This window comes from Leeuwenhoekiella palythoae, from assembly GCF_020310025.1.
Taxonomy (GTDB): domain Bacteria; phylum Bacteroidota; class Bacteroidia; order Flavobacteriales; family Flavobacteriaceae; genus Leeuwenhoekiella; species Leeuwenhoekiella palythoae.
In genome coordinates, this window is sequence record NZ_CP084318.1 from 2,428,595 (window position 1) to 2,451,764 (window position 23,170).

Sequence of the window (23,170 nt, forward strand, 5' to 3'; positions counted from 1 at the left end):
AGCCCACATTTTTTAAAAAATGTGGGCTTTTCTTTTAAACCTTTTGCATTTTTTGCAGTCATACAATAAACGTACAAAGTACATATATTTATTTTATGAAGCAGATTTTACTCGTAGTCCTTGCACTGATCGCCCTTCAGCAAAGTAACGCACAAGATTTTCAACTTAACGGAACCATTAAAGATAATACCGGTGTACCACTGGAATCTGCTACGGTTTATGTTGAAAAAATAAGCGACAGTACTTTAGTAACTTATGGCATTTCTGATCGGGAAGGCTTTTTTGAGATGGAAGGAAGAACCGATCAAGAGAAACTAAATCTGTTTGTTTCTTACGCAGGATTCAAACCGCTTCGCAAAGTGATCACAATTACTCCAACGGTCGAGTTAGGAGATTTAAAACTCGAAGTTCAAGACAATCTGCTTGATGAGGTGATTGTGGTGGCAGACCGCGCACCGGTAACGTTAAAAAAAGATACGTTAGAATTTAATGCGAATTCGTTTGAAACCCGTCCCGATGCCAACTTAGAAGAGTTGTTAAAAAAACTTCCGGGAGCCGAGGTAGATTCAGACGGAGCAATAACCATTAATGGAAAACCGGTGTCTAGAATTTTGGTCAATGGGAAAGAGTTTTTTGGCGATGATCCTAAGATCGCGACTAAAAACCTTCCGAAAGAAATCATTGAAAAACTTCAAGTGGTCGATACCAAAACCAAAGCCCAGGAGTTTACCGGAGAAGCAGGAGATTCTGAAAATAAAACCATCAATATCACGATAAAAAAGGATAAGAATAAAGGTTATTTTGCTCGGGGAACCATTGGCGGAGGAACAGATGGACGCTATGAAATGAGTGCGATAGGTAACATTTTTAAAGACAATATGCGTACGACGGTTCTGGCGGGATCTAATAACATCAACAGTTCAGGATTTGATTTTGATGATGTTTATGGGATGATGGGGCGTAGTGGGGCTCGTGCCGTTGCCGCCGGAAATAACAGTAACGGCATCACAAAATCTGAGACTGCCGGCGCAAATTACAGCAATGAATGGTCTGATCAATACGAATTGAACGGGGATTATTTCTTTGACCGTTCAAACACCGACACACGCTCCAGAACCGAGCGAGAGAATATTTTGCCAGACACTACGTATTATTCAAGCTCTGAAAATACCAGCAATGCCATAAATGACAGGCATCGCGCTAATGCACGTTTTGAGGTCGAGTTTGATACGCTTACACGCTTGTCATATTCACCACGCTTTACTACCAGCAAAACAAAATCTGTGCGCAACACTATGGCGAGTTCGTCAGACGGAAATCGTGATTTGGTGAATAACACAGAAACTTCAAGTCAAGATGATGTATATAATGTTGATTTTAGAAACGAAGTAGACTTTATTAAACGTTTTGGGAGTCGCGGAGCCTTTTTAAGAATGGAAGTTTCGCAGAGTTATAACAATCAAGAGAACGACAATTTTTACTTTTCAGAAAGTGAGTTCTTTGGCGATGATGCACGCACTGAAGTTCAGGATCAGTTTATAGATGAAGATGAAAAGGAATATCAATATGGTCTTGAGGTAGAGCAGCGCCTGGTATTAGCAACCGATTTTTTTATGGATCTGGCTTATGATTTTTCGTCGTCAAAATCTACCAATTCACGCTATGTTTATGATGCTGATTCCGGTGGCGCTTATACCGCTTTAAATGATACTTTGAGTAGTAATTTTGAAGTAAACACGTACCGCCATACTCCGAATATTGGGTTTAATTATGATCACGAAGCTTGGCGCATCAATACCAATGTAGGATTATTAAACACCATACTTCAAAATGAAAATTTACTCAACCCTGCTAGTTTTGATAATACCTACAACAACTTGTATTTAAGCGCTCGCGTGCGGTACGAGTTAGAGCGCAGTAAGAGTATATCTATAGATTATCGCACCAATGCAAACACGCCTTCTATACGACAATTACAGCCGGTTGCAGACAGGACTAATCCGTTGAATATTGTCGTGGGTAACCCGGCATTACGCCCGGCTTACAGTCATAATATAGGAGGAGGTTTTAGAAGTTTTAATTTTGGCGCCGGTGGCGGAAGCGGTATTTTTAGTTCGTTTGATCTAAGTTTTACCGAAAACCAAGTGGTTGCTGTAAGTACTATTGGTGATGATTTACGCCGGACTACTACCTATGCGAATGTTGACGGCGCAATGTCTGCCGGAGCACGTGTTTTTTATACAAAAAGTACCAGAAAAGAAGAGCACGAGTTTAGATACCGAATGAGTCTAACCGGGAACTACAATAAAAATGTAGGATTTACCAACGGAACCTTATTCAATTCAAAGCGTATAAGCGTGTCTCCGGGAATTAGATTAACCTATGCTATACAAGAAGTTTTTGAGGTAAATCCTAGTTACAGTCTTACATACAATGACACAAAATATTCGATAAATGAAGACCGCAACGAAGATTTTATCAATCACCGTGTAGGTTTTGAAGCGACTACTTTTTGGCCTAAAAATGTCATTTTTGGTAATGATATTAGCTACAATTATAACGGGAATGTCTCTCCGGGATTTCAGAACTCGTCCATCTTATGGAACACGAGTTTAGGCTATCAGTTTTTAGACGAGAAAGCGACTTTGAAAGTTAAAGTTTATGATGTGTTAGATCAAGTTGTTGATACGCGCAGGATCATTGGTGATGACTACATTCAAGACACTAATAGTTTGATCCTTACGCAATACGCCATGTTGAGTTTCACATACAAACTCAGCAATTTTGGTGGACAGTCAGGAAGACCAGGCGGGCCTCCGAGAAGAAGATAATCGGGGACAAATGATTGTTAGTAATACGTTTTACGTTAAAGTTATCTTAAATAACCTAACTAATTTTTTAGTTATTTAAGAATTCTATTTATTCGTGTATCAATCAAAAAACAATCATGATCAATCGCTATTTAGTTGCCCTTGTGCTGGGTATGTTTTCGTTATGCACATTCTCTCAAGATTTCAAAATAACCGGAAAACTCGTTGATAAGGAACAACAGGTTCCTTTAGAGGCAGCGACTGTAGTTTTAGAAACGCTTCAGGACAGTACTGTAATCAGTTATACCATTTCAGATCGCAATGGTGAATTTGAACTTAGCGGAAAGTCTAATCTGCAAAAGGCAAACTTATTTGTGACGTTTGTGGGCTATCAATCGTACGAGCAACAAATAGATTTTTCTAAAACGCGTGAAATAAATTTAGAAGACATTCCGCTAGAGTTTCAGGTAGAATCTTTGGGGGATGTTGTGGTTAAGGGTAGAGCGGCACCTGTAGTAATCAAGCAGGATACACTTGAATTTAATGCAGCGTCCTTTAAAACCAAACCTGACGCAACCCTTGAAGATCTATTAAAAGAACTGCCCGGAGCTGAGGTTGATGAAGACGGTCAAATACGCATTAATGGAAAACCGGTAAGTAATATTCTGGTAAATGGAAAACCCTTTTTTAGCGATGATCCTACGATTGCAACCCGAAATCTTACCAAAGAATTAATCAATAAAATTCAAGTAGTAGACACCAAGACCGAGTCTGAAGAATTCGCAGGAGAGGAAGGCGATAGTGAAAACAAAACCATTAATATCACTATAGACGAAGATAAAAATAAAGGTCTTTTTGGCCGTGTAGCAGCAGGTGGCGGTACAGATGACCGTTTTGAGTTTGCCGGTATAGGTAATTATTTTGATAATGATCTGCGTTTAAGTGTGCTGGGAAGTGGTAACAACATCAACTCCCCTGGCTTTAGTTTTGGAGAGATCGAGAAAATGTTTGGTAATGCGAGCTACATTTCTGTGAGTAGTAACGGCGGTTTTAATGTAGGAGGAAGAAGCTTCGGAATGGGAGAAGGTATTGTCAATTCGCGTAACGCCGGGATGAATTTTGCAAATGATTTTGGCGAAGCAATAGAGACCTCTGCAGATTACTTTTACTCGGGAGCCAATACCTTTAATGAGACTGACAGAGTGCGTGAGAACATTTTGCCTGATAACCGTTTTACTTCAGTAAGCAATTCGCGTACTGATTCAAATACTGATAATCATACTGCTAATCTCAGGTTTCAAGCCGAAATTGATTCGACCTTTATGGTAGAATATCGTCCTTCACTTAATTATACCGTAGGAACCAATAGCAGTTCGGGAAGTTCAGTAACCACAAATGAGGCCGGAGACCTGGTGAATGACAGTGAATACGATAACTTTAATGACCGTACCACGCGTAATTTTACTAACAGTCTTACCGCTACTAAACGTTATGGAGACAAGGGAGGCTTTATAAGAATCAATGGTGATCTACAGTTAGACGAGACAGAAAGTACTGATTTTACCAATTCAGAAACCAATGTTTACGGTACCGATGCTAGTCAGATTCTACGGAATCAGCGCACCAATGGGGATAATAATACAGATGGAATCACTACAAATGTAAAGTGGCGCATTCCGCTTATTTCGAAAAAACTCTTTTTGGAGACTGAGTATGAGTTCAAGAATGAAAACCGTACGAACACCCAGCTCGTTTATGATTTTGATGCGACTACCCAGACTTACAATCAGCTTATCACACCACAGAGTACAGATTTTGAAAGTACAAACCGAAGCCATAAACCGCAATTAGGAGTGACCTATAACTCTAAAAAATTACGAGCAAGCGTTAATGCCGCTTATGTTGCACGTAAATTAACGGGTGAGGATCTACTGACTGATGAAACCGGTAACCGCGTGCGCGATATTGATTTTGAGAATAATTTTGATGCGCTGGAAGCCATGGCGCGTTTGAATTATAATTTCACTCAAAAACTGAGTTTATGGTCTGCCTATAGATTAAGTAATAATGCACCTGATATTAGGCAGCTTTCTCCATATTTAGATGTTTCAGACCCTATTAACACCATTCAGGGTAATCCTAACTTAAGCCCGACGAATAGCCATGGTTTAAATATGGGGATTAATAATTATGACTGGGAAACCAGAAGCGGATTGTATTCTTATTTTGGTTTTACGTTTACTAACGATCAAGTTGTAAACCTTACTACGGTAGATGATAACTTTGTAAGAGCAACAACATTTACAAATGTTGACGGCGTGTATAACGGTTACGGAAATCTGGGCTATAACAAGGATTTTAAGCTGGATAGTCTAAGAACTTTGAAAGTTGAAGTAGGTATGAGTGGTAGCATCAACCGCTTTGTAAACTTCTTTAATGCAGATCAATATGCTAGTATTACAAAATCTCTCGGCCCTAGTTTAGGGTTACGCTTCACTTGGACAGATTGGTTCGAAATACGCCCGGAATATAGAATAAGCTTTAATGAAACCACGTTTAATCGTGATTTCTTTGATGGGCAAGATTTTACACAGCACAATGCCCGCCTGCGTACCACAACGTATTTTCCAAAATGGTTAACCTGGGAAAATGATATAAGATATACTTACAATCCAAACGTGGGAACAGGCTTTCAACGGGATGCGGTGTTCTGGAATACTTCTTTGGCGTATTCATTCTTAAATGACAAAGCTCTGGCAACTTTTAAAGTTTACGATTTACTTAATCAAAATACTAACTCAAGACGTACAGCCACACAATCGTATATTGAAGATGTACAGAGTACCGTATTGCAACAATACTTTATGTTGAGCTTCAGCTATAAATTCAATACGCTGGGTAAAAAAGGAGAGGTTAGAGAGAATGGATGGTGGGATTAAGAATTAGATAAGTTGAAAAATAAAAAACGCTTTAACTGAAAATCTCAATTAAAGCGTTTTTTTTATTTTATTTAATATTTCATTTACCAACCTCCCGAAGCACCACCGCCACCAAAGCCGCCGCCTCCGAAGCCACCTCCAAAACCGCCGCCACCAAAGCCACCACCTGAAGATCCTCCGCCAAAGCCGCCACCGCCCATACCGCCGCGACCTAAACTGCTTAGAATGATCATATCGAGTAAGCTTCCTGCTCCACTGCGTCTGCCGCCATTTCTGCCGTTTCCACCACCGCGAGAACGACTTAGGATAAAAATAATGACGAAAAAGATAATGATAATAGGTAGAAAATTGCGAATTCCCGGTCCCTCGTTGCGCTGTCTAGATCCTTGGTATTCTCCCTGAAGCATTTGAAAAAGTGCATCAGCACCTTGATCAAGACCTGCATAATAATCACCTCTTTTAAACTGCGGAATCATCACCCGATTGATGACTTGTTCTGCCATACGGTCTGTGATGATTGTCTCGATCCCGTAACCGGTGTTGATGTCCACTTTACGATCTTCGGTGGCCAGCGTGATCAGGATTCCGTTGTCTTTATCTTTTTGACCAATGCCCCATTTTTGACCCCATTTGGCTCCCAAAAAACTGATGTCTTCTCCTTTGGTACTCGGGATGATCACCACCACAATTTGCGTTGAGGTAGTGTCGCTGTAGCGTACAAGCTTGTTTTCAAGTGTCGCTTTTTGACCGGAATTTAAAAGGCCGGCATAATCGTAAACACTAGTTTGCTCACTAGGAACATCAGGAATGTCGAACTGCGCTAATCCTCTCGTCGAAAGGCAGAATAGAAAAGCCAGCAAGAGCGTAGTTCTAATAGTACGTATTTGTGGTAAATAGATCAAGAGGTCGATATTTCATCTGAAAGTTCATTGACGTCATCATCATTCCAAGGGAAAAAGTGCGCCAATTGTTCACCGGCAAAGGTGATGCCTTTTACTAATCCGGTTTTGAACTTTTTGTTTTTAAATTCGGTTTGCATAAGATCTTTGGTGCTTTGCCAGAAATCATCAGGAACTACTGTATTGATGCCGCGATCGCCACAGATGGCAAACTTTTTGTCATCTACAGCAACATAGATAAGCACCCCATTCTCTTCTTTGGTATTATCCATTTTTAGCTGATGAAAAAGTTCTTTTGCACGTTCGAGTGCCTCTTCTTTACAAGTGCGTTCCAGATGCACACGAATCTCGCCAGAAGTTTTAAGTTCGGCCTGTCTAATGGCTTCTACAACCTCTTGTTCTTCTTCAGCAGTAAGAAAATCTTCAACTACAGATGCCATTATGCTGCGTCGTTATTGAAATCAAAATTGACTTCAGGAGCAGTCTCAGCACCTTCTTCCGCCTCAAAATAATCCATCTCTTCAAAGTTGCCAATGAAGCTATTCACGATATTATTAGGGAAGGTTTTAATGTGCTTGTTGTATGGTTTGATTGCCTCGTTGTAGCGGTTACGCTCTACATTGATACGATTTTCGGTACGCTCGAGTTCGTTGATCAGTTCCTTAAAATTCTCATTAGCCTTAAGTTCAGGATAACGCTCTACGGTTACAAGCAGTCTGCTCAAGGCAGAACTCAAACCGCTTTGTGCTTGCTGAAATTGCTCCAATTGATCTGGTGTAATATTCGCTGGATCTATATTTACCGAAGTTGCTTTGGAGCGCGCCTCGATCACATCGGTAAGAGTTTTTTGTTCAAATTCTGCGTAGCCTTTAGCTGTATTTACAATGTTGGGGATAAGGTCTGAACGACGCTGATAAGCACTTTCTACATTACCCCATTGTGCGGTAGCGTCTTCTTGCAATTCTATCCCGGTGTTGTAAAATCCTTTAAAGAATGAATAGCCAATGATTAGAAGTATAACGACTACAATAAGTGCGATAATTCCTTTTTTCATGATGATTGATGTTTGTAGGTTAGAGTTGATCTTTTAATTGCTGAAGCTGGGCTTTAATGTTTTCCAGCTTTCTGATCAGATCAAATTTGTTGAGTGTTTCTTGTTTGTTTTCTTTTAAATGCGTTTTTGCACCCTCTAGCGTAAAACCACGCTCTTTAACGAGGTGATAAATAAGCTCAAGATTCTTGATGTCTTCTGGAGTGAATTTGCGATTGCCTTTAGCATTTTTTTTAGGTTGAATCACATCAAATTCTTTCTCCCAAAATCTGATGAGCGATGAGTTTACGCCAAACGCATCGGCGACTTCGCCAATGCTGTAATATAATTTTTCGGGTAAATCAACGTGCATTAATCCAGAGATTGGTTTTCGAGTTGTGCTTTCTGTAAAATTACATCAAACTCTTCAGGCGAAAGGTTTCCGTAATAAAAATTAATAGGGTTAATGCGTTGCCCGTCTTTAAAAATCTCATAGTGCAAATGCGGTGCTTCAGAACGGCCGGTACTTCCCACAAAACCTATTAAATCACCGCGCTGTACTTTTTGACCGCGGCGCACATTGTATTTGTATAAATGCGCATAGAGACTTACATAGCCATAACCGTGATCGATGCGTATGTGGTTTCCGTAACCGGTTGCATTATTGTCTGCGCGTTCTACGGTGCCGTTTCCGGTAGCATAAACCGGTGTGCCTCGCGGAGAGGTAAAGTCCATCCCCCAGTGCATTTTACGCTCTTTAGTAAACGGGTCTGAGCGCATCCCATAACCCGAAGCAATACGGGTTAGATCTTTATTAGCCACCGGCTGAATAGCAGGAATTGCATTTAAGAATTTTTCTTTTTCTTCAGCTAAAACAGCGATCTCATCAAGCGATTTGCTTTGTACGACCAATTGTTTAGTAAGCACATCAAGGCGCTTGTTTGATTCAATTATAAGTTTTGAGTTGTCGTACCCCTCCAGATCTTTGTAACGGTTAACCCCACCAAAACCGGCTTTGCGCTGCTCATCAGGAATAGGGTTTGCCTCAAAATACAGTCTGTAAATGGTGTTGTCGCGCTCTTCTACTTCATTTAAAACCGTCTGAACCTGATCTAGTTTTTTATTGAGTACGCCGTATTGCATTTTCATATTTTGCAACTCACGCTGCAAAGCTTTTTCTCTTGGCGTTTCAAGGTCAGGAATGTTGAGATAAATAACGAGTAAAATAAATCCCGCAAGAAAAGAAGCGCCTATAGATAACAGGGCATAACCTAATTTACGACCCTTGCGCTTTTCTATTTTTTTATAAGAAAGCGTCTCTTTGTCGTAATAATATTTAACCTTAGACATTAGTTAATTTATTCTATTTTTGCGTTAAAATATATGCTTGTATCCCGCATTTAATTAAGGGGTAACGAACAAATATAAAAAATAGTTTGCCGGTAATCATATTTTGGCAAGATCTACTCTAAAATTCACTCATGAAATCCCAAGAAATACGCGATCAATTTCTATCTTTTTTTAAGTCCAAAAACCATTCCATCGTGGCCTCTGCGCCTATGGTGATCAAAAACGATCCTACGTTGATGTTCACCAATGCCGGAATGAACCAATTTAAAGAATTTTTTCTGGGTAACGGAACACCAAAAGATACGCGTGTCACTGACACTCAGAAATGTTTACGCGTGAGCGGAAAGCATAATGACCTGGAAGAAGTGGGTAAAGATACCTACCACCACACAATGTTTGAGATGTTGGGGAACTGGAGTTTTGGAGATTATTTTAAACAAGACGCGATCGATTGGGCTTGGGAATTACTTACCGAAGTTTATAAGATTGATAAGAGTAAACTCTATGTGACCATTTTTGAAGGGGACGATGCTGAAGGGCTTGAGCGTGATGCTGAAGCGTACGATATGTGGAAGAAGCACGTAGCTGAAGACCGTATTTTAAACGGAAATAAAAAAGATAATTTCTGGGAAATGGGCGATCAGGGTCCGTGTGGTCCTTGCTCAGAAATACACGTAGATCTACGTTCTGAAGAAGAAAAAGCAAAAATTCCCGGCGCAGAGTTGGTCAATGCAGATCACCCGCAAGTGGTAGAGATCTGGAACCTCGTTTTTATACAATTCAATAGAAAAGCAGACGGTTCGCTTGAAAACCTTCCGGCGCGACATATTGACACCGGGATGGGCTTTGAGCGTCTGTGCATGGTGCTTCAGGATAAAACCTCGAACTACGATACCGATGTGTTCACACCGCTCATTCGTGAGATCGAGACCATCGCGCATTCAAAATACGGTCAAAAGGAAGAAACAGATATCGCCATTCGTGTGATTGCAGATCACGTGCGTGCAGTAGCATTCTCAATTGCAGACGGCCAGTTGCCAAGTAATACAGGAGCAGGTTATGTGATTCGACGTATTCTGCGCCGTGCCGTGCGTTATGGGTTTACCTTTTTAAATACCAAAGAACCGTTTATTTATAAACTGGTTAGCGTTCTTGTGGATGAGATGGGCAAAGCCTTCCCTGAACTTAAAAAGCAACAGAATCTTATTTTTAATGTAATTAAAGAAGAAGAGCAAAGCTTTTTACGTACGCTAGATCAAGGTTTGGTGTTGCTTGATTCCATTATTACAGAAACTAAAGGAAAAGAAGTTTCAGGAGCAAAGGCTTTTGAATTGTACGATACTTATGGTTTCCCAATAGACCTTACCGCGTTGATTCTTTCAGAAAAAGGATACACACTTGATGAGAAAGCATTTCAAACCGAATTACAAAAACAAAAAGACCGTTCTCGTGCTGCCGGAAAAATTGAAGCGGGAGACTGGACGGTAGTCGAAGAAGATAGCGAGGAAGAATTTGTAGGTTATGACACCTTGCAAACTCCGGTGCGCATCACCCGTTACCGAAAAATAAATACTAAGAAAGAAGGCGACCAATATCAGTTGGTTTTTAATCTTACTCCGTTTTACGCCGAAGGTGGTGGCCAAGTTGGTGACAAAGGCTATCTGGAAGCAGCCAATGGCGATGTAATTTATATCACCGATACTAAGAAGGAGAATAACTTGATTATTCACCTTTCTAAAAACCTTCCGAAGAATTTAAACGAGACGTTTACTGCAGTCGTAGATGCAAAACAGCGTTACAGAACGCAAGCGAATCACTCGGCGACCCACTTGCTTCATCAGGCATTGCGTGCTGTTCTGGGGACACACGTAGAGCAAAAAGGTTCTATGGTGCATAGCGGCTATTTACGTTTTGATTTCTCGCACTTCTCAAAAGTAACTGCCGAAGAACTTAAGGATATTGAGCAGTTTGTAAATGCACGTATTCAAGAGCAATTACCGCTTGAAGAGCAGCGTGCAATCCCTTACGATCAGGCGATCGCTGAAGGTGCGATTGCGCTATTTGGTGAAAAGTATGGCGATGCGGTGCGTACCATTCGTTTTGGAAAATCAATGGAATTGTGCGGAGGAACCCACGCTGAAAATACTGCCGATATTTGGTATTTCAAGATCAAATCAGAAAGTGCTGTAGCTTCTGGAATTCGTCGTATTGAAGCGATTACCGGAGATGCTGTGATGCAGTATTTTGAAGAGCAGGATGAGCAGTTAGAAGCGGTGCGCAGTTTATTAAACAACACCAAAGAGCCTGCAAAATCTATTGAAAGCCTTCAGTCTGAAAATAACGAGCTTAAAAAGCAATTAGAAGTGCTTCTTGCGGAAAAAGCAAAGAACGTAAAAGGCGAATTGAAGAATGAAATTGAGGAAGTTAATGGTGTTCAGTTTCTTGCCAAAGAAGTCGATCTCGACGCAAACGGAATCAAAGATTTGGCCTTTCAGTTGGGTGGCGAAGTAGATAATCTCTTTCTTCTTTTGGCATCACGTCAAGGCGGAAAAGCTTTGCTAAGCTGTTATATTGATAAGGAATTGGCTAAAGCGAAAGACTTAAATGCAGGAACCATCGTACGCGAATTAGGTAAATTCATCCAAGGAGGCGGTGGCGGTCAGCCGTTTTTCGCAACCGCAGGAGGGAAAAATCCTGACGGAATCGCTCAAGCGCTTAACGAAGTAAAAACGTATTTGGGTTAATAGCAATTGAAATTACAAACAACCATACCTTTAAAACCGAGTGGTAATCCTATAGATTATCACTCGCGTTTGTTTTTGGTAGGAAGTTGTTTTGTAGAAAATATTGGAGCCAAGCTGGAGTACTATAAATTCAGGACTACTATAAATCCGTTTGGGATCTTATTTCATCCGGAGGCGATCGCAAGATTTTTAGAATTTGCGGTTTCTGGTAAGCAGCTTTCTGAAGCTGATCTTGAAGAACTACAAGGCAGGTTTGTAAGCTTTGATGCACATTCCGCATTAAGCGCTTCATCAGCCGAAGAAACTATCAAGTTATTGAATGAGGCACTTGTTGAGACCAAACGTCAGCTAACGCAAGCTTCTCATATTGTGATCACTTTGGGTACGGCTTGGGGATATCGGCATTTGGAACAGGATAAAATTGTTGCCAATTGTCATAAGATTCCGCAGAAAGCTTTTCAGAAGGAATTGACTTCTGTTGATGCCATTGCAGCAACTACAGAACGTATACTTTCAGCAATTACAAAAGTAAATTCAGAAGCCCATGTGATTTTTACCGTTTCGCCCGTGCGACATAGTAAAGATGGTTTTGTAGAAAATCAGCGCAGTAAAGCCCATTTGCTGGCGGGAATGCATCAGGTTTTAGACGAGTCGAAGCTTACTGCATATTTTCCGTCGTACGAACTTATGATGGATGAGTTGCGTGATTACCGTTTTTATGACAGAGATTTAATCCATCCTAATGCTTTGGCGGTAGATTATATCTGGGAGCATTTTTCTTCAGTTTACTTTTCTGAAGCAACCCAAAAAACAATGCAAAAGGTTCAGGAAATTCAGCAGGGTTTAGCACACAAACCTTTCAATCCAGATTCTGAAGCGCATCAGAAATTCCTCAACAACTTAGAGGCTAAAAAACGCGCTTTACAAGTTGATTTTCCGCATATTCAGTTTTAAATACGGCAAATGCCTTATGGTTTAGCGCTTTGATTTACAGGAGTTTTGTTCTGTACTTTAAACCTAAAACCATGAAAACAATTACAAGAATTACTTCAGTATTACTTTTTAGCCTACTCGTCTTAACAGCGTGTTCAAAAGACGATGATGGCGGCACAAGCGCAGCCGGCGATGGCGAATTGACCGCTACCGTTGACGGCGCTTCTTTTGAATCTTTTCCCGAAGCGACCACTGCCGTGGAGAGTAATTCCGGCGGAATACAAATCCTTACCATTTCCGGAGGTACGATGGATTCTGAAAATATTCAGATCTCGATTATTGGTTTTGAAGGTGTGGGCACGTATGACCTGAACAGTGTGAGTCTGGGCAGTTATACGTATCTCGAAGACACTTCAAACTTCAATAGTGCGATGGTGTTTACCACCTCAACAGGAGCGGCGTCTAATGGCGAAATCAAGATCGCCGAATATACCGCCGGTGGCACCGTCACAGGAACCTTCAATTTTACAGGGTATCTAACCAGCGATACCAGCAAAACCGTAGCCGTAACCAACGGTCAATTTAATGTGTCTATTCAATAATATATAAAATCTCAAGTGTTGAGGTTTTTACGTGAAGCCAAGAGTTGGTACAAACCTTCTTTTGGCTTCTTTTTTAACCCTGATACACAGATGATTTTAGAATAAATAGGGCAATTGCCGTATTGATTGTCGCTTGATAATCAGGCAATTTTGAGACTGTAAAAACTTTTAACCTGTACAATTATGAAACTTAAATTACACCATTTAAAAAATGCGTTACTGTTGTTTTTTGTTACAGCAGTAACTTGGGCTCAAAAAGCAGAAGCGCCCGATTATACTTACGATGTGGGCGCCGGGATCAACGATATGACGCTCACTTTAGGTGGAACGCTCGTTGTTTGTACTAACGACGGTCTGGTTGGGATCAAACCGGGATCAAACGAACTCGTTTTTAATTTTACCGATTACGGAAGCGTTAAGCCTGAAGAGGTGCAATATATTCCTAATTCGCCTTACTTGATGGTAGATCAGAATGGGGTAGGTGGCATCAAAGCCTTATCTGGATTTTCAAGTAAAAAAGCAGTGATCGATTATATCTCTGGCGAAGTGATCTTCAGTACCGAAAAGAATGATTGGAAAACCATACAAACTGCAGATGTGATTATGCCAGAAAGTAAATTAGTGATCAGCGGTTTTCAAAAAGGCGGCGGACAAGCTGAATCGGTTACACCAAAAATCGCGGTTTATGATTTAGTTACGGGCGAACTCGACTACTCTTTCTTTCTCGTGAAACCGGGTAAAACAACAATGAAGTTTTTTGCGGTAAGCGGGACTCCGCTATTGCTGAAAGACAAGCTGCTTGTGCCTACCACACAAGGAATTTATGCCAAAACCAAAACCGGAGAAACACTTTGGGAGAATAAAGTAAAAGGCGTGGATTGGATGGTTACTAACGAGGATGAAAGCGACATCTATGCCATCGAAATGAACGATGCTAAAACCAATACCCAAGTATATAAAATAGGAACGAACGGTGCGGAAATCTGGAAAGACGCTCCCAAAGTACAAGGCGTGGTGAGTAATTTTCAAATCTTACCTCAGGGGCTCATTGTGGTGAGTGATAAAGACACTTCAGGAAAAAGTATTTTAGCAGGTCGTTCAGAATCTAAGATCAATTTTTTAAGTGCTTCTACCGGTGAAGACTTATGGGATAAAGCACCAAAAACAAAAGGTTTTGTACAGCATTTTTATGTGATGGATGACGGTGTATTATTCGGTATTCATGAAGGTGGAATAAATAAAGTTTCTTTTGATGGTACTCCGTTATTTAAGAAACCGCTGAAAACAGGAGAAGATATCAAGTTGATGGCAGAAACACCTAACGGACTCATCTATATCACTTCTGAAGATGCCAACATAGTTGATCTAAAAACCGGAGATCAGGTTTGGAAAAAACCGTTGAAATACAAGAGCGCAAATAGTGTAACTTCAGCATTTGATGCTAAAAATAACCGTTACTTGATCAATGCAGATGATGAGCTATTTGCGATAGATGCAGAAAGCAGTGAGATTTCAACCTTAGCAAAAGTGAAGTTCGAAGAGAAAGAAAACCCGAATACACTTACGGTTCGTGAAGATGGAATTTACTTAGGCAGTGATCAAAATATGGCTTTGCTTGATTTTGGTGGCGACACCCAATACCATACCTATCTAAAATCTCCGGGTCGCAGCACGTTTGGTAAAATCGTTGGCGGTGTAACCGCGGTAGCAACTACAGCATTGACAATGACTTCAGCAATGACGGCAGGTGCTAATATGCGCAGCCACGCGGTTAATACCAATAATCTCAGAAATTATAATGAATACGGAAGAGAAGCCAAACGCGCGCAAGATATGTTCGCAGGGATGGCGGATGCTTCTTTTGAGTATTTGAGTACGCGTTTTAAAGCTACGGCAGCAACCGAAAATGCACAATTTATCTTAACTAAACTTGATGATGGAACCGGTCTGGCAAAAGTAAGTAAAGCCAACGGCGAGATTGAAAAAGAGATCGTCTTAAAAGATAAAAAGCCGGAATATAAAGTAGATGATTATGGTGGGGTGCTGTATTACAAAGCAGACAATAAAACCATTTACGCATATAATTTAAACTAAAAGAAATTCCCGAAGTATCGTTCTTGTGCTTCGGGAGTTTTAATTCTTAAAGTATGCATCTCATTTTTATCATAGTAGGTCTCAGTATTCCGTTAGGGTATTTGATTTTTAGAGTGGTAGAACGGCAGTTTGGGTATCGTTTTTCTAAAATCAAAATTGCGTTTTTTTACAGCTTTGCTGCGATGGTATATGCGCTCGTTGCATTGCTTGCAAGCTTTTTGCACCTCTATTTTTTACAGTTTTATATCGCAATTCCTGCTTTAGTTACGGGGTTTTTGTGTTTTTATAGAGGGAAGCAATTAAGGATAAAATCAAACTTCAAGCGCTTTGTTTTAATCCTGCTGGCATTGGTGACAATTTGGTGTTGCATTCAACTCATAACTATATTTTAGATGGAAAAGTTCAATTCAGCTGTTTTTTTAAAAGTCGCAACTCCAGACAAATCAAATGCTGCGTTGTATGCAAACGCATTGTTTTTATTGATGCTGTTGGCGGTAGGTTTTGTAACACCGTGGAGTATCGTGATGGCTTACTTTGTTGAAACCATTGTCATCGGGTTATTAAATGCTCTTAAAATGGCATTTTGTGTAGGATTTAAAAGACACAACGGAGGTACACAAGGATTTGGGATCATTCTCTTTTTTCTTGTCCATTATGGCTTTTTTGTAGCGATACAGAGCATTTTTGCCTTTACCTTTTTTGAATTAGGTGGAAGCACTTTTTTTACAGACGGAATCGCAGTTTTAAAGAATTACTGGACATTGCTTCAGTTAGACGGAATGTGGCTTTTGCTTTTGAGCATAATTCTCAATAACTGCTTTTCTTTTGTAACTGACTTTCTTGGCGAAAAGCGCTATTTGAAATTTACCGCAAGTGAGTTGATGATCAAACCCTATTTGCGCATATTCATTCAGCAGTTTGTTGTGGTGCTTTCCGGGTTTTTCTTGGTGTATCTCGATGCCGGTTTTATTGCAGCGGTTTTGCTTATTATTTTGAGACTGGGTATTGATTTGTTTCTGGTGAGTTTGCGGGATAATTCGGCTTCCATAGATAAAGTGGCAGATTGGTATGCTTCAAAAAACGCTGAAGTTTCTGCCGAGGAAGTTAAAAAGCAACTCAAAATTTTTACGGAGTAAGTAATGTATTAAACCTATGACTTTAGAAAGTACATATGTGTTGGGGTTTTTATTGGCGGTCTTTCCTCTAGTTTGCGGTATGATTATGATTCATATAGGTTTGTGTAAATACGATAGTGTTACATCTGCATTGCGATGTCATAAACTCATATCTAAACTTGAATTGCATCAAAATCAGATAAAAACAAGGCAACACCATTTGATGAGGTATGACTTTCAAAAGTTCAATCTTAGCGAATCACTCGTTTGGCAAATGGAGCCAAAACACTAGCCAAACAGTTGATAAATAAAAAAATAAAGTTATTTTAACGTTTTTTTAGAACGTTCAAAATATGATATTTAGGATTCTTATTGCCGCTCTATGCCTGTTTAGCATTCATGTAAAGGCACAAGTCAATCAAAAAAAAGCCGATAGTCTTAAAGCCGTAATTGCACTTGCAAATGCTGAAGATAAAACCGAAGCATACGTGAAACTAATTGAAGTCTTCGAGTATAAGGAAAATGATTCAGCAGATTTCTACACACGTAAACTTATTCAATATGGTAAAACAACCAAACAACTAAAGCCTGAAATTAGAGGGTTGTTAATCAAAGCCAAGTTTTTCATTCAGATTTCCAATTACGACTCTGCGCATGTTTATTATGACAAGGCCTGGACCCAGTTAGAGAATTTTGAAGATTATCAACTGAAGTCAATTTATTATGGTGATCAAGGAGTTTTAAATTTTTATCAAGGAGATTTTAAGCAAGCTTTAGAGAATTTTAGCAATGCGCTAGAACTTGCTAAATCAAATAAAAAGAAGGACGATGTGCTTACTTTTTTAAATAATAAAGCTTTAGCAATGTCATATCTAGGTCAAGCTGAAGCTTCTATTGATGTCCACGAAGAAGCAATAGATCTGGCTAAAGAACTTAAGGATTCTACAGCATTAGGTAGGTCTTTAAATAACCTTGGACTTATTTATGAAGATATGGATGCGCTCGAAAAGGCTTTGGAGTTCTATGAAAAAGCGCTGGTTATAAAAGAGAAACACGGTACGCCACAAGATATTTTAAATGGAAAGTATAATGTGGCCAATATGCATCGGGAGCTGGCTGAGGATATTCGAGATACTGTAATGCTTAATAAATCTGAAGCCGAATTTGAGAATTTAATTCTTGAGGCTGAAGAAGAAAATTATGGTAAACTTGTCTTGTTTGCTAAAACTGCTCTGGCTCAAGTCGCGACGTCAAAAGGTCAATTTGAGCGAGCAATCGAATTATACAAGCCTGTTATCGATGGTGCTATTGCTCAAAAGGATAATCAAACCTTGCGCGTGGTTTATCTCAATGTAGGTTCTAACTATTTTGAGTTGGAGAATTACCAGCAGGCAGAATATTATCTAGAGCTAGCAGAACCCTTTATCGTGCAAGCTGAAAACCCAAGCGACAGCGCTAAGTTGTTTAAAAATCTAGCTAAAACTTATTATGAATTAGGCGAGTTTAAGAAAGCTTATGAGTATTCAAACAACTATCAGGAATCTTCAAAAACTTTGATAGATGAAGACCTTCAAGAAAAAATAACAGATTTTGAGGTTAAATATGAAACCGAGAAAAAAGAGAACCAAATCCTCGAGCAGCGTGCCCAGCTTGCTGAAAAAGATCTGGAAGTACGTCGCAAAAATGCATTTATTTACGGAAGTCTGGCTTTAGCCTTTATACTAGGACTTGTAGGATACCTAATCTACAGCAGACAGAAATTAAAAAACAGTCAGTTGCAAAAAGAGCATGAATTGCAGGTTGCTCTGGCCAAGATTGAGACTCAAAATAGGCTTCAAGAACAGCGTTTACGCATCTCGAGAGATCTACACGATAACATAGGGTCGCAGCTTACATTTATCATATCGAGTATTGATAATCTCAAATATCAAATTAAAAATGCAGATAGCGGTATCCTCGAGAAACTGAGTATGATAAGCGCTTTTACCTCAACAACCATCAATGAGTTAAGAGATACGATATGGGCGATGAATAAGGAGAAAATTTCGGTTGAAGATCTGCAAACGCGTATTTCAAATTTTATTGAGCGTGCGCAAAGCAGTAAAGATTCGGTGCAGTTTAGCTTTGACTTTAATACGAAACAAGCTCCTGATTTTATATTTACTTCAATTGAGGGAGTCAATATTTATCGCGTGATACAAGAAGCGGTCAATAATGCTTTAAAATATGCCGAAGCTCACAACATTCAGGTAATTATGCAGGTCTGGGATGCTGATCAATTTAAAGTCGCTGTTGTTGACGATGGCAATGGTTTTGATCTAACAAATCATCAGCAGGGCAATGGCTTAGGTAATATGAAAAAGCGCGCTCAAGACATAGGCGCAACACTTCAAATTGAAACGCAACCTACTCAAGGCGCTCGAGTGATCCTTCAGTCAAAATAAGCAAAGGCGTAGTTTTTATAGGTAGTACCAGTTTTCGTTAAAAAAACGTATTTTGTACGCTTAAAACACGTTTTATGACACCAAGCTCAGCCAGTATTGCGCATGCTTCAAATAATGATTTTTACGCTGATAATGAAAAATTATACGTCGCGACAGACTGTATTGTCTTTGGTTTTGACGGTGAAGATCTCAAGCTTCTTATTTTTAAAAGACGTGTAGAACCAGACTCAGGGATCTGGTCGTTGATTGGAAGTTTTGTGCAGCTTGATGAAAATGTAGATGATGCGGCACGACGCGTTTTAAAAGAAATCACCGGGCTTGAGCAAATATTCTTAGAGCAGTCTAAGACCTATGGTAAAGCAGATCGTGATCCCGGATACCGCTGTCTTTCTGTGGCGCATTATGCGCTGATACGTCTTGAAGATTATGACCGCGAACTTGTAGAAAGTCACGGGGCTTTCTGGTATACCTTAAAAGAACTGCCTACGCTTGCACTCGATCACGATCAGATGGTGGCAGATGCACTTGATAAACTGCGCAGAAAAGCGAGACAGCAACCCATTGGGTTTGAACTTTTGCCTGAAAAATTTACTATTCCGCAGTTGCAAAAACTTTATGAAGCGATTTATCAACGCGATCTGGATCCTCGTAATTTTAGAAAAAAAGTGCTTTCGCTTAAAGTCCTGGTAAAGCTTGACGAAAAAGATAAAAGTGGCTCTAAACGCGGGGCCTTCCTGTATCGTTTTGATGCAGACAAATATGAAGAGCTTCTGGAGAGCGGTTATAATTTTGAGATTTAAATCGAAATAACTTAAAAATGGGGCAAATGCCCTATTGCGACCCTATAGTCTTCTTCTTAGTTTAGTGATCTCAATTTCAGTACTGTATTGAATGTTAGATCCGGAGAAGGGCTAGGGGACTTTTCCGGATTTTTTTACTAAATGACTGGCACTCATATTTTTTGATCTGAAAAACCAGTTATTCGATTAAAATTTAAAGCTCTCAACTTCAAATGCCGGTAAAAATAGCCATAGTAGATGATAAATTTTTTCTCGCTAAAGCTGTAGCAGAAAAGCTTTCCTTTTTTAAAGAATTCCATTTAAAATTTACTGCGGAACACGGCGCGGATCTTTTGACCAAATTAGATGATAATCCGCATATTGATCTAATCTTAATGGATATTGAAATGCCGGTGCTCAATGGGATTGAAGCAACAGCCTTAGTTAAACAGAAATATCCGCAGATTAAAATAATTATGCTCACGGTTTTTGATAATGACGAGCATATTTTTAATGCGATCAAAGCCGGGGCAGATGGCTACTTGCTTAAAGACACCACACCTGACGAACTCCAAAAAGGAATAACAGAAACACTTTCCGGCGGAGCCGCAATGAATGCGTCTATTGCTATGCGTACCCTTAAACTGTTGCGTAATCCAGAAGCTATAAGCAATTTGCAAGAGCGCGAAGAAATCTCGTTATCTTCTCGGGAAATTGATGTTCTTGAGCAGTTGGGCAAAGGATTAAGCTACACTAAAATTGCAGAAAATCTATTCTTGTCTCCCAGTACGGTGCGCAAACACATAGAAAATATCTACAAAAAGCTACAGGTGCATAGCAAGATCGAAGCGGTTGCCAAAGCCAGGCAAAACAATATTATATAATATGCTGTTAAGATTAGCAGCTTCCTTTTTTCTTTCCGCAATTAATAGATAAATTGACTTGATTCTATAATCAAGCCTTATGCGGAAAGTCTTAATCGTCATTCTTATACTCCTTTTAGGATACTTTACCTATCAATATTTTGATGCTCAGCAGGAGAAGCGAGAACAACTAATTGAAGCGACAAATCTTATTGAGAAAGAAATTAAAAACGTGGGTAAGCTGGTGGTGACCGAAGGTTCATTTGCACAGGTTTTTACCTATAAAAATTCTAAGCAGATTTTCAATTTGGTGGAAGCGAATAAAAAAGCTTTGGTGGTGATTAATGCTAAAGTGACCATTGCTTATGATCTACGTGCTTTAGAAACGGAAGTCGATCCCGAGAACAAAACCATTACGATTAAAAATATTCCGGCTCCAGAGATTAATATCAATCCGGATATTGAGTATTACGATGTATCCCAAGATTATTTAAACCAGTTTGAAGCATCAGATTATAACAAAATCAAACAACGGGTAATGACTACGGTGAGGCAAAAGGTTGAGTCTTCAGAGTTACCTCAAAATGCTGAAAACCGACTTCTAGCAGAACTTGCTAATATTTATGTGGTGACCAATACGTTGGGTTGGACCTTGCAGTATAATACGACTCCCATAAACTCGTCACAAGAACTAAAAACGCTTTTAGACTAGTTCGAGACCATCTTCAATAAGGTGTTTTACTTTAGGATGCTGCGCTTTAACTTGCTCTAAATGCTGAAGAATTTCAGTCTTGAAGGTTGTGTTGTTTTCGTCTTTAGCGAGTTCATACAATTCCACCGAAAGTAGCCAATCTTTTTGATGGCTTTTTTTCAAAATATCAAAAACGGCCTGAGGAGAAAATTTGGTGTTTTTTCCTTCTCTATAGTTGCGAACGGCGAGATAAAGATCTTCTAACTCTTGACGTTGTGCGCTCATTTTTGGTTTTGCAGTGGTAGTAGAAATTTTATGCTGAATTAAATCAAACGAATTAAAATCTGCCGGCCCGGCAAAGGCTGAAGTGATTTTCTTACCAACCGCGAGATGATAAATTCCCCATTCTGGCTTGAATAAAATGCGTTCTTCGTAGCTAACAGTACACTCTTTAAAACTGATAAGAATGATTTTTCCCTTAAGGTTCCGCGTTCCGGTAATGATCTCGCCGCTTACTTTGATGCCACCTTCAAATTCAAGCGTTACAAGGCTTCCCTCAGAAATTTTATAAGCGAGTAAATCCTTAGGGCTCATATCTTCAATAGCGAGATTGATTCCTTTAAGTTTGCCTATTGCACTTCCGTAGCCGTCAGGATGGTTAATTGTGCCGTGACCTACCAATTCTTTTTCGTGGTAACTCAGTGCGCTTTTCCCCTTGGTTTGCAGGTAAGCAACCTTGTCTTTATAAAGAATCATTTCAGTAAACACTCCTGAAATTTGCAAACCGGTACTGAGTTCTATCGTTCCCAGATTTTTACTGTCAATCAGTTTTTGTAAACCTTCAGGACCGCCGGTGCGCAACGCCATGGTGTTGGCAAATTCCTCAAGAACTTCACTTAGATAGGCGAAATTAGGCGTTACATAAAGTTGAGGTTGCGGTTTTGTGATGTCAAATTCTTGTTGCGCGGCATTGATAGCATACGGGAGTTTTTTCACTTTATCGGTCATACACCAAGCGCTTTCACCTATAGAAGAAAGCAATCCGGCTCCATAAATTTTAGGCTGTTCCGGAGTTCCTATAAGTCCGTATTCTACCGTCCACCAGTGCAGGTTTCTTATAAGCGCCATTTCACTAGGCGTCCCCATATTATTTTGCAGAAAATCTACGCGTTGTTCTACTTTTTCAATTTCGCTTTGCGGCGTATCTTCTGCTTCTTTTAAGATGGAAAGTTCGCGTACGGCTTCATATAATTCATAATCTTTAGCCGAAGAAATCGCTTTGCACCCAATTTCACCAAAGCGTCTTAGATATTCTGCATATTCAGGATTGGCAATAATAGGCGCGTGGCCTGCGCCCTCGTGAATGATATCTGGCGCTGGCGTATATTCAAGATGCTCTAGTTGTCTGATGTCTGAAGCTATGACCAAAACATTGTATGCCTGAAATTCCATAAACGCCGCCGGTGGAATAAACCCATCAACAGCGACTGCCGCCCAGCCAATTTCTTTTAGAATGCGATTCATTCCATACATATTAGGAATATGATCGATAGAAATCCCGGTTTGTTTGAGTCCGTCTAAATAGGATTTATGCGCAACAGTGCTGAGGTATGCAACGTTTTTACGCATCACATAGCGCCACACTGCTTGATTGATCGCGGTATAATTGTCGTAATTCTGCGGTTTAATGTATTGCTTTAAATGCGCAGGAAGACGCTCAATAAGTGGATTAGTTTCTATATTTTTATCTAAAACCTGACTCATAACTAAAATGCTTCTGTACCCGAAAATTGGGATTATATGCGGTAAATTTCGCTTTAGGTTCTGCGTTGAAATCTTCAAATTAGAACAAATTACCTCAGCGTAATTTACTAATG

Annotated in this window: 17 protein-coding genes; 11 read left to right on the forward strand and 6 right to left on the reverse strand. The window is 39.8% G+C overall.

Going from position 1 to position 23,170, the window contains the following annotated elements:
- Positions 1–95: 95 nt before the first annotated feature.
- Positions 96–2,831, forward strand: a complete 2,736-nt coding sequence (locus LDL79_RS10335; RefSeq protein WP_225597652.1) for an outer membrane beta-barrel protein — start codon at positions 96–98, stop codon at positions 2,829–2,831.
- A 116-nt stretch (positions 2,832–2,947) separates the two neighbouring features.
- Positions 2,948–5,749, forward strand: coding sequence for an outer membrane beta-barrel protein (locus LDL79_RS10340; protein WP_225597653.1), 2,802 nt, complete (start codon positions 2,948–2,950; stop codon positions 5,747–5,749).
- 83 nt (positions 5,750–5,832) lie between these two features.
- Here LDL79_RS10340 and LDL79_RS10345 read toward each other — a convergent pair whose 3' ends face one another.
- Genes LDL79_RS10345 through LDL79_RS10365 form a run of 5 tightly spaced genes read right to left on the reverse strand, consistent with a single transcriptional unit; the run spans position 5,833 to position 9,028 of the window.
- Positions 5,833–6,651, reverse strand: coding sequence for a TPM domain-containing protein (locus LDL79_RS10345; protein ID WP_394372568.1), 819 nt, complete (start codon positions 6,649–6,651; stop codon positions 5,833–5,835).
- A complete protein-coding gene (locus tag LDL79_RS10350; protein WP_225597654.1) occupies positions 6,648–7,088 on the reverse strand; it encodes a TPM domain-containing protein in 441 nt (146 codons plus the stop codon). Before LDL79_RS10350 ends, LDL79_RS10345 begins: the two co-directional genes overlap by 4 nt.
- Positions 7,088–7,702 carry a LemA family protein gene (locus LDL79_RS10355; protein ID WP_225597655.1) on the reverse strand — a complete coding sequence of 205 codons (615 nt, stop codon included), beginning with the start codon at positions 7,700–7,702 and terminating at the stop codon, positions 7,088–7,090. The genes LDL79_RS10350 and LDL79_RS10355 overlap by 1 nt, the downstream gene beginning before the upstream one ends.
- A 19-nt stretch (positions 7,703–7,721) precedes the next feature.
- Positions 7,722–8,051 (reverse strand): MerR family transcriptional regulator, encoded by a 330-nt coding sequence (locus tag LDL79_RS10360; protein ID WP_072984971.1) that lies wholly within the window; start codon positions 8,049–8,051, stop codon positions 7,722–7,724.
- Positions 8,051–9,028 carry a M23 family metallopeptidase gene (locus tag LDL79_RS10365; protein WP_072984969.1) on the reverse strand — a complete coding sequence of 326 codons (978 nt, stop codon included), beginning with the start codon at positions 9,026–9,028 and terminating at the stop codon, positions 8,051–8,053. Before LDL79_RS10365 ends, LDL79_RS10360 begins: the two co-directional genes overlap by 1 nt.
- 131 nt (positions 9,029–9,159) lie before the next feature.
- Here LDL79_RS10365 and alaS point away from each other — a divergent pair, with 131 nt between their 5' ends.
- The 9 genes from alaS to LDL79_RS10410 all read left to right on the forward strand — a co-directional run bounded on the left by alaS (position 9,160) and on the right by LDL79_RS10410 (position 21,314).
- Positions 9,160–11,772 carry an alanine--tRNA ligase gene (alaS, locus tag LDL79_RS10370; RefSeq protein WP_225597656.1) on the forward strand — a complete coding sequence of 871 codons (2,613 nt, stop codon included), beginning with the start codon at positions 9,160–9,162 and terminating at the stop codon, positions 11,770–11,772.
- A 6-nt stretch (positions 11,773–11,778) separates the two neighbouring features.
- A complete protein-coding gene (locus tag LDL79_RS10375; RefSeq protein ID WP_225597657.1) occupies positions 11,779–12,726 on the forward strand; it encodes a GSCFA domain-containing protein in 948 nt (315 codons plus the stop codon).
- A gap of 71 nt (positions 12,727–12,797) precedes the next feature.
- Positions 12,798–13,307 (forward strand): DUF6252 domain-containing protein, encoded by a 510-nt coding sequence (locus tag LDL79_RS10380; RefSeq protein WP_225597658.1) that lies wholly within the window; start codon positions 12,798–12,800, stop codon positions 13,305–13,307.
- Between the two features lie 183 nt (positions 13,308–13,490).
- The gene (locus tag LDL79_RS10385; protein WP_225597659.1) at positions 13,491–15,401 is read left to right on the forward strand and encodes a PQQ-binding-like beta-propeller repeat protein; all 1,911 of its coding nucleotides are present in this window, start codon (positions 13,491–13,493) and stop codon (positions 15,399–15,401) included.
- 392 nt (positions 15,402–15,793) lie between these two features.
- Positions 15,794–16,537 (forward strand): DUF6498-containing protein, encoded by a 744-nt coding sequence (locus LDL79_RS10390; protein WP_225597660.1) that lies wholly within the window; start codon positions 15,794–15,796, stop codon positions 16,535–16,537.
- Positions 16,538–16,869: 332 nt separating this feature from the next.
- Entirely contained in the window at positions 16,870–18,960 is a 2,091-nt protein-coding gene (locus tag LDL79_RS10395) for a tetratricopeptide repeat-containing sensor histidine kinase (RefSeq protein ID WP_225597661.1), read from the forward strand.
- 74 nt (positions 18,961–19,034) lie between these two features.
- Positions 19,035–19,760, forward strand: a complete 726-nt coding sequence (locus LDL79_RS10400) for an NUDIX hydrolase (protein WP_072984953.1) — start codon at positions 19,035–19,037, stop codon at positions 19,758–19,760.
- 212 nt (positions 19,761–19,972) lie between these two features.
- Entirely contained in the window at positions 19,973–20,623 is a 651-nt protein-coding gene (locus LDL79_RS10405; RefSeq protein WP_167596144.1) for a response regulator, read from the forward strand.
- 79 nt (positions 20,624–20,702) lie between these two features.
- Positions 20,703–21,314, forward strand: a complete 612-nt coding sequence (locus LDL79_RS10410) for a DUF4230 domain-containing protein (RefSeq protein ID WP_225597662.1) — start codon at positions 20,703–20,705, stop codon at positions 21,312–21,314.
- Here LDL79_RS10410 and LDL79_RS10415 read toward each other — a convergent pair.
- Positions 21,306–23,057, reverse strand: coding sequence for an aromatic amino acid hydroxylase (locus LDL79_RS10415; RefSeq protein WP_225597663.1), 1,752 nt, complete (start codon positions 23,055–23,057; stop codon positions 21,306–21,308). The genes LDL79_RS10410 and LDL79_RS10415 overlap by 9 nt on opposite strands.
- Positions 23,058–23,170: the final 113 nt, after the last annotated feature.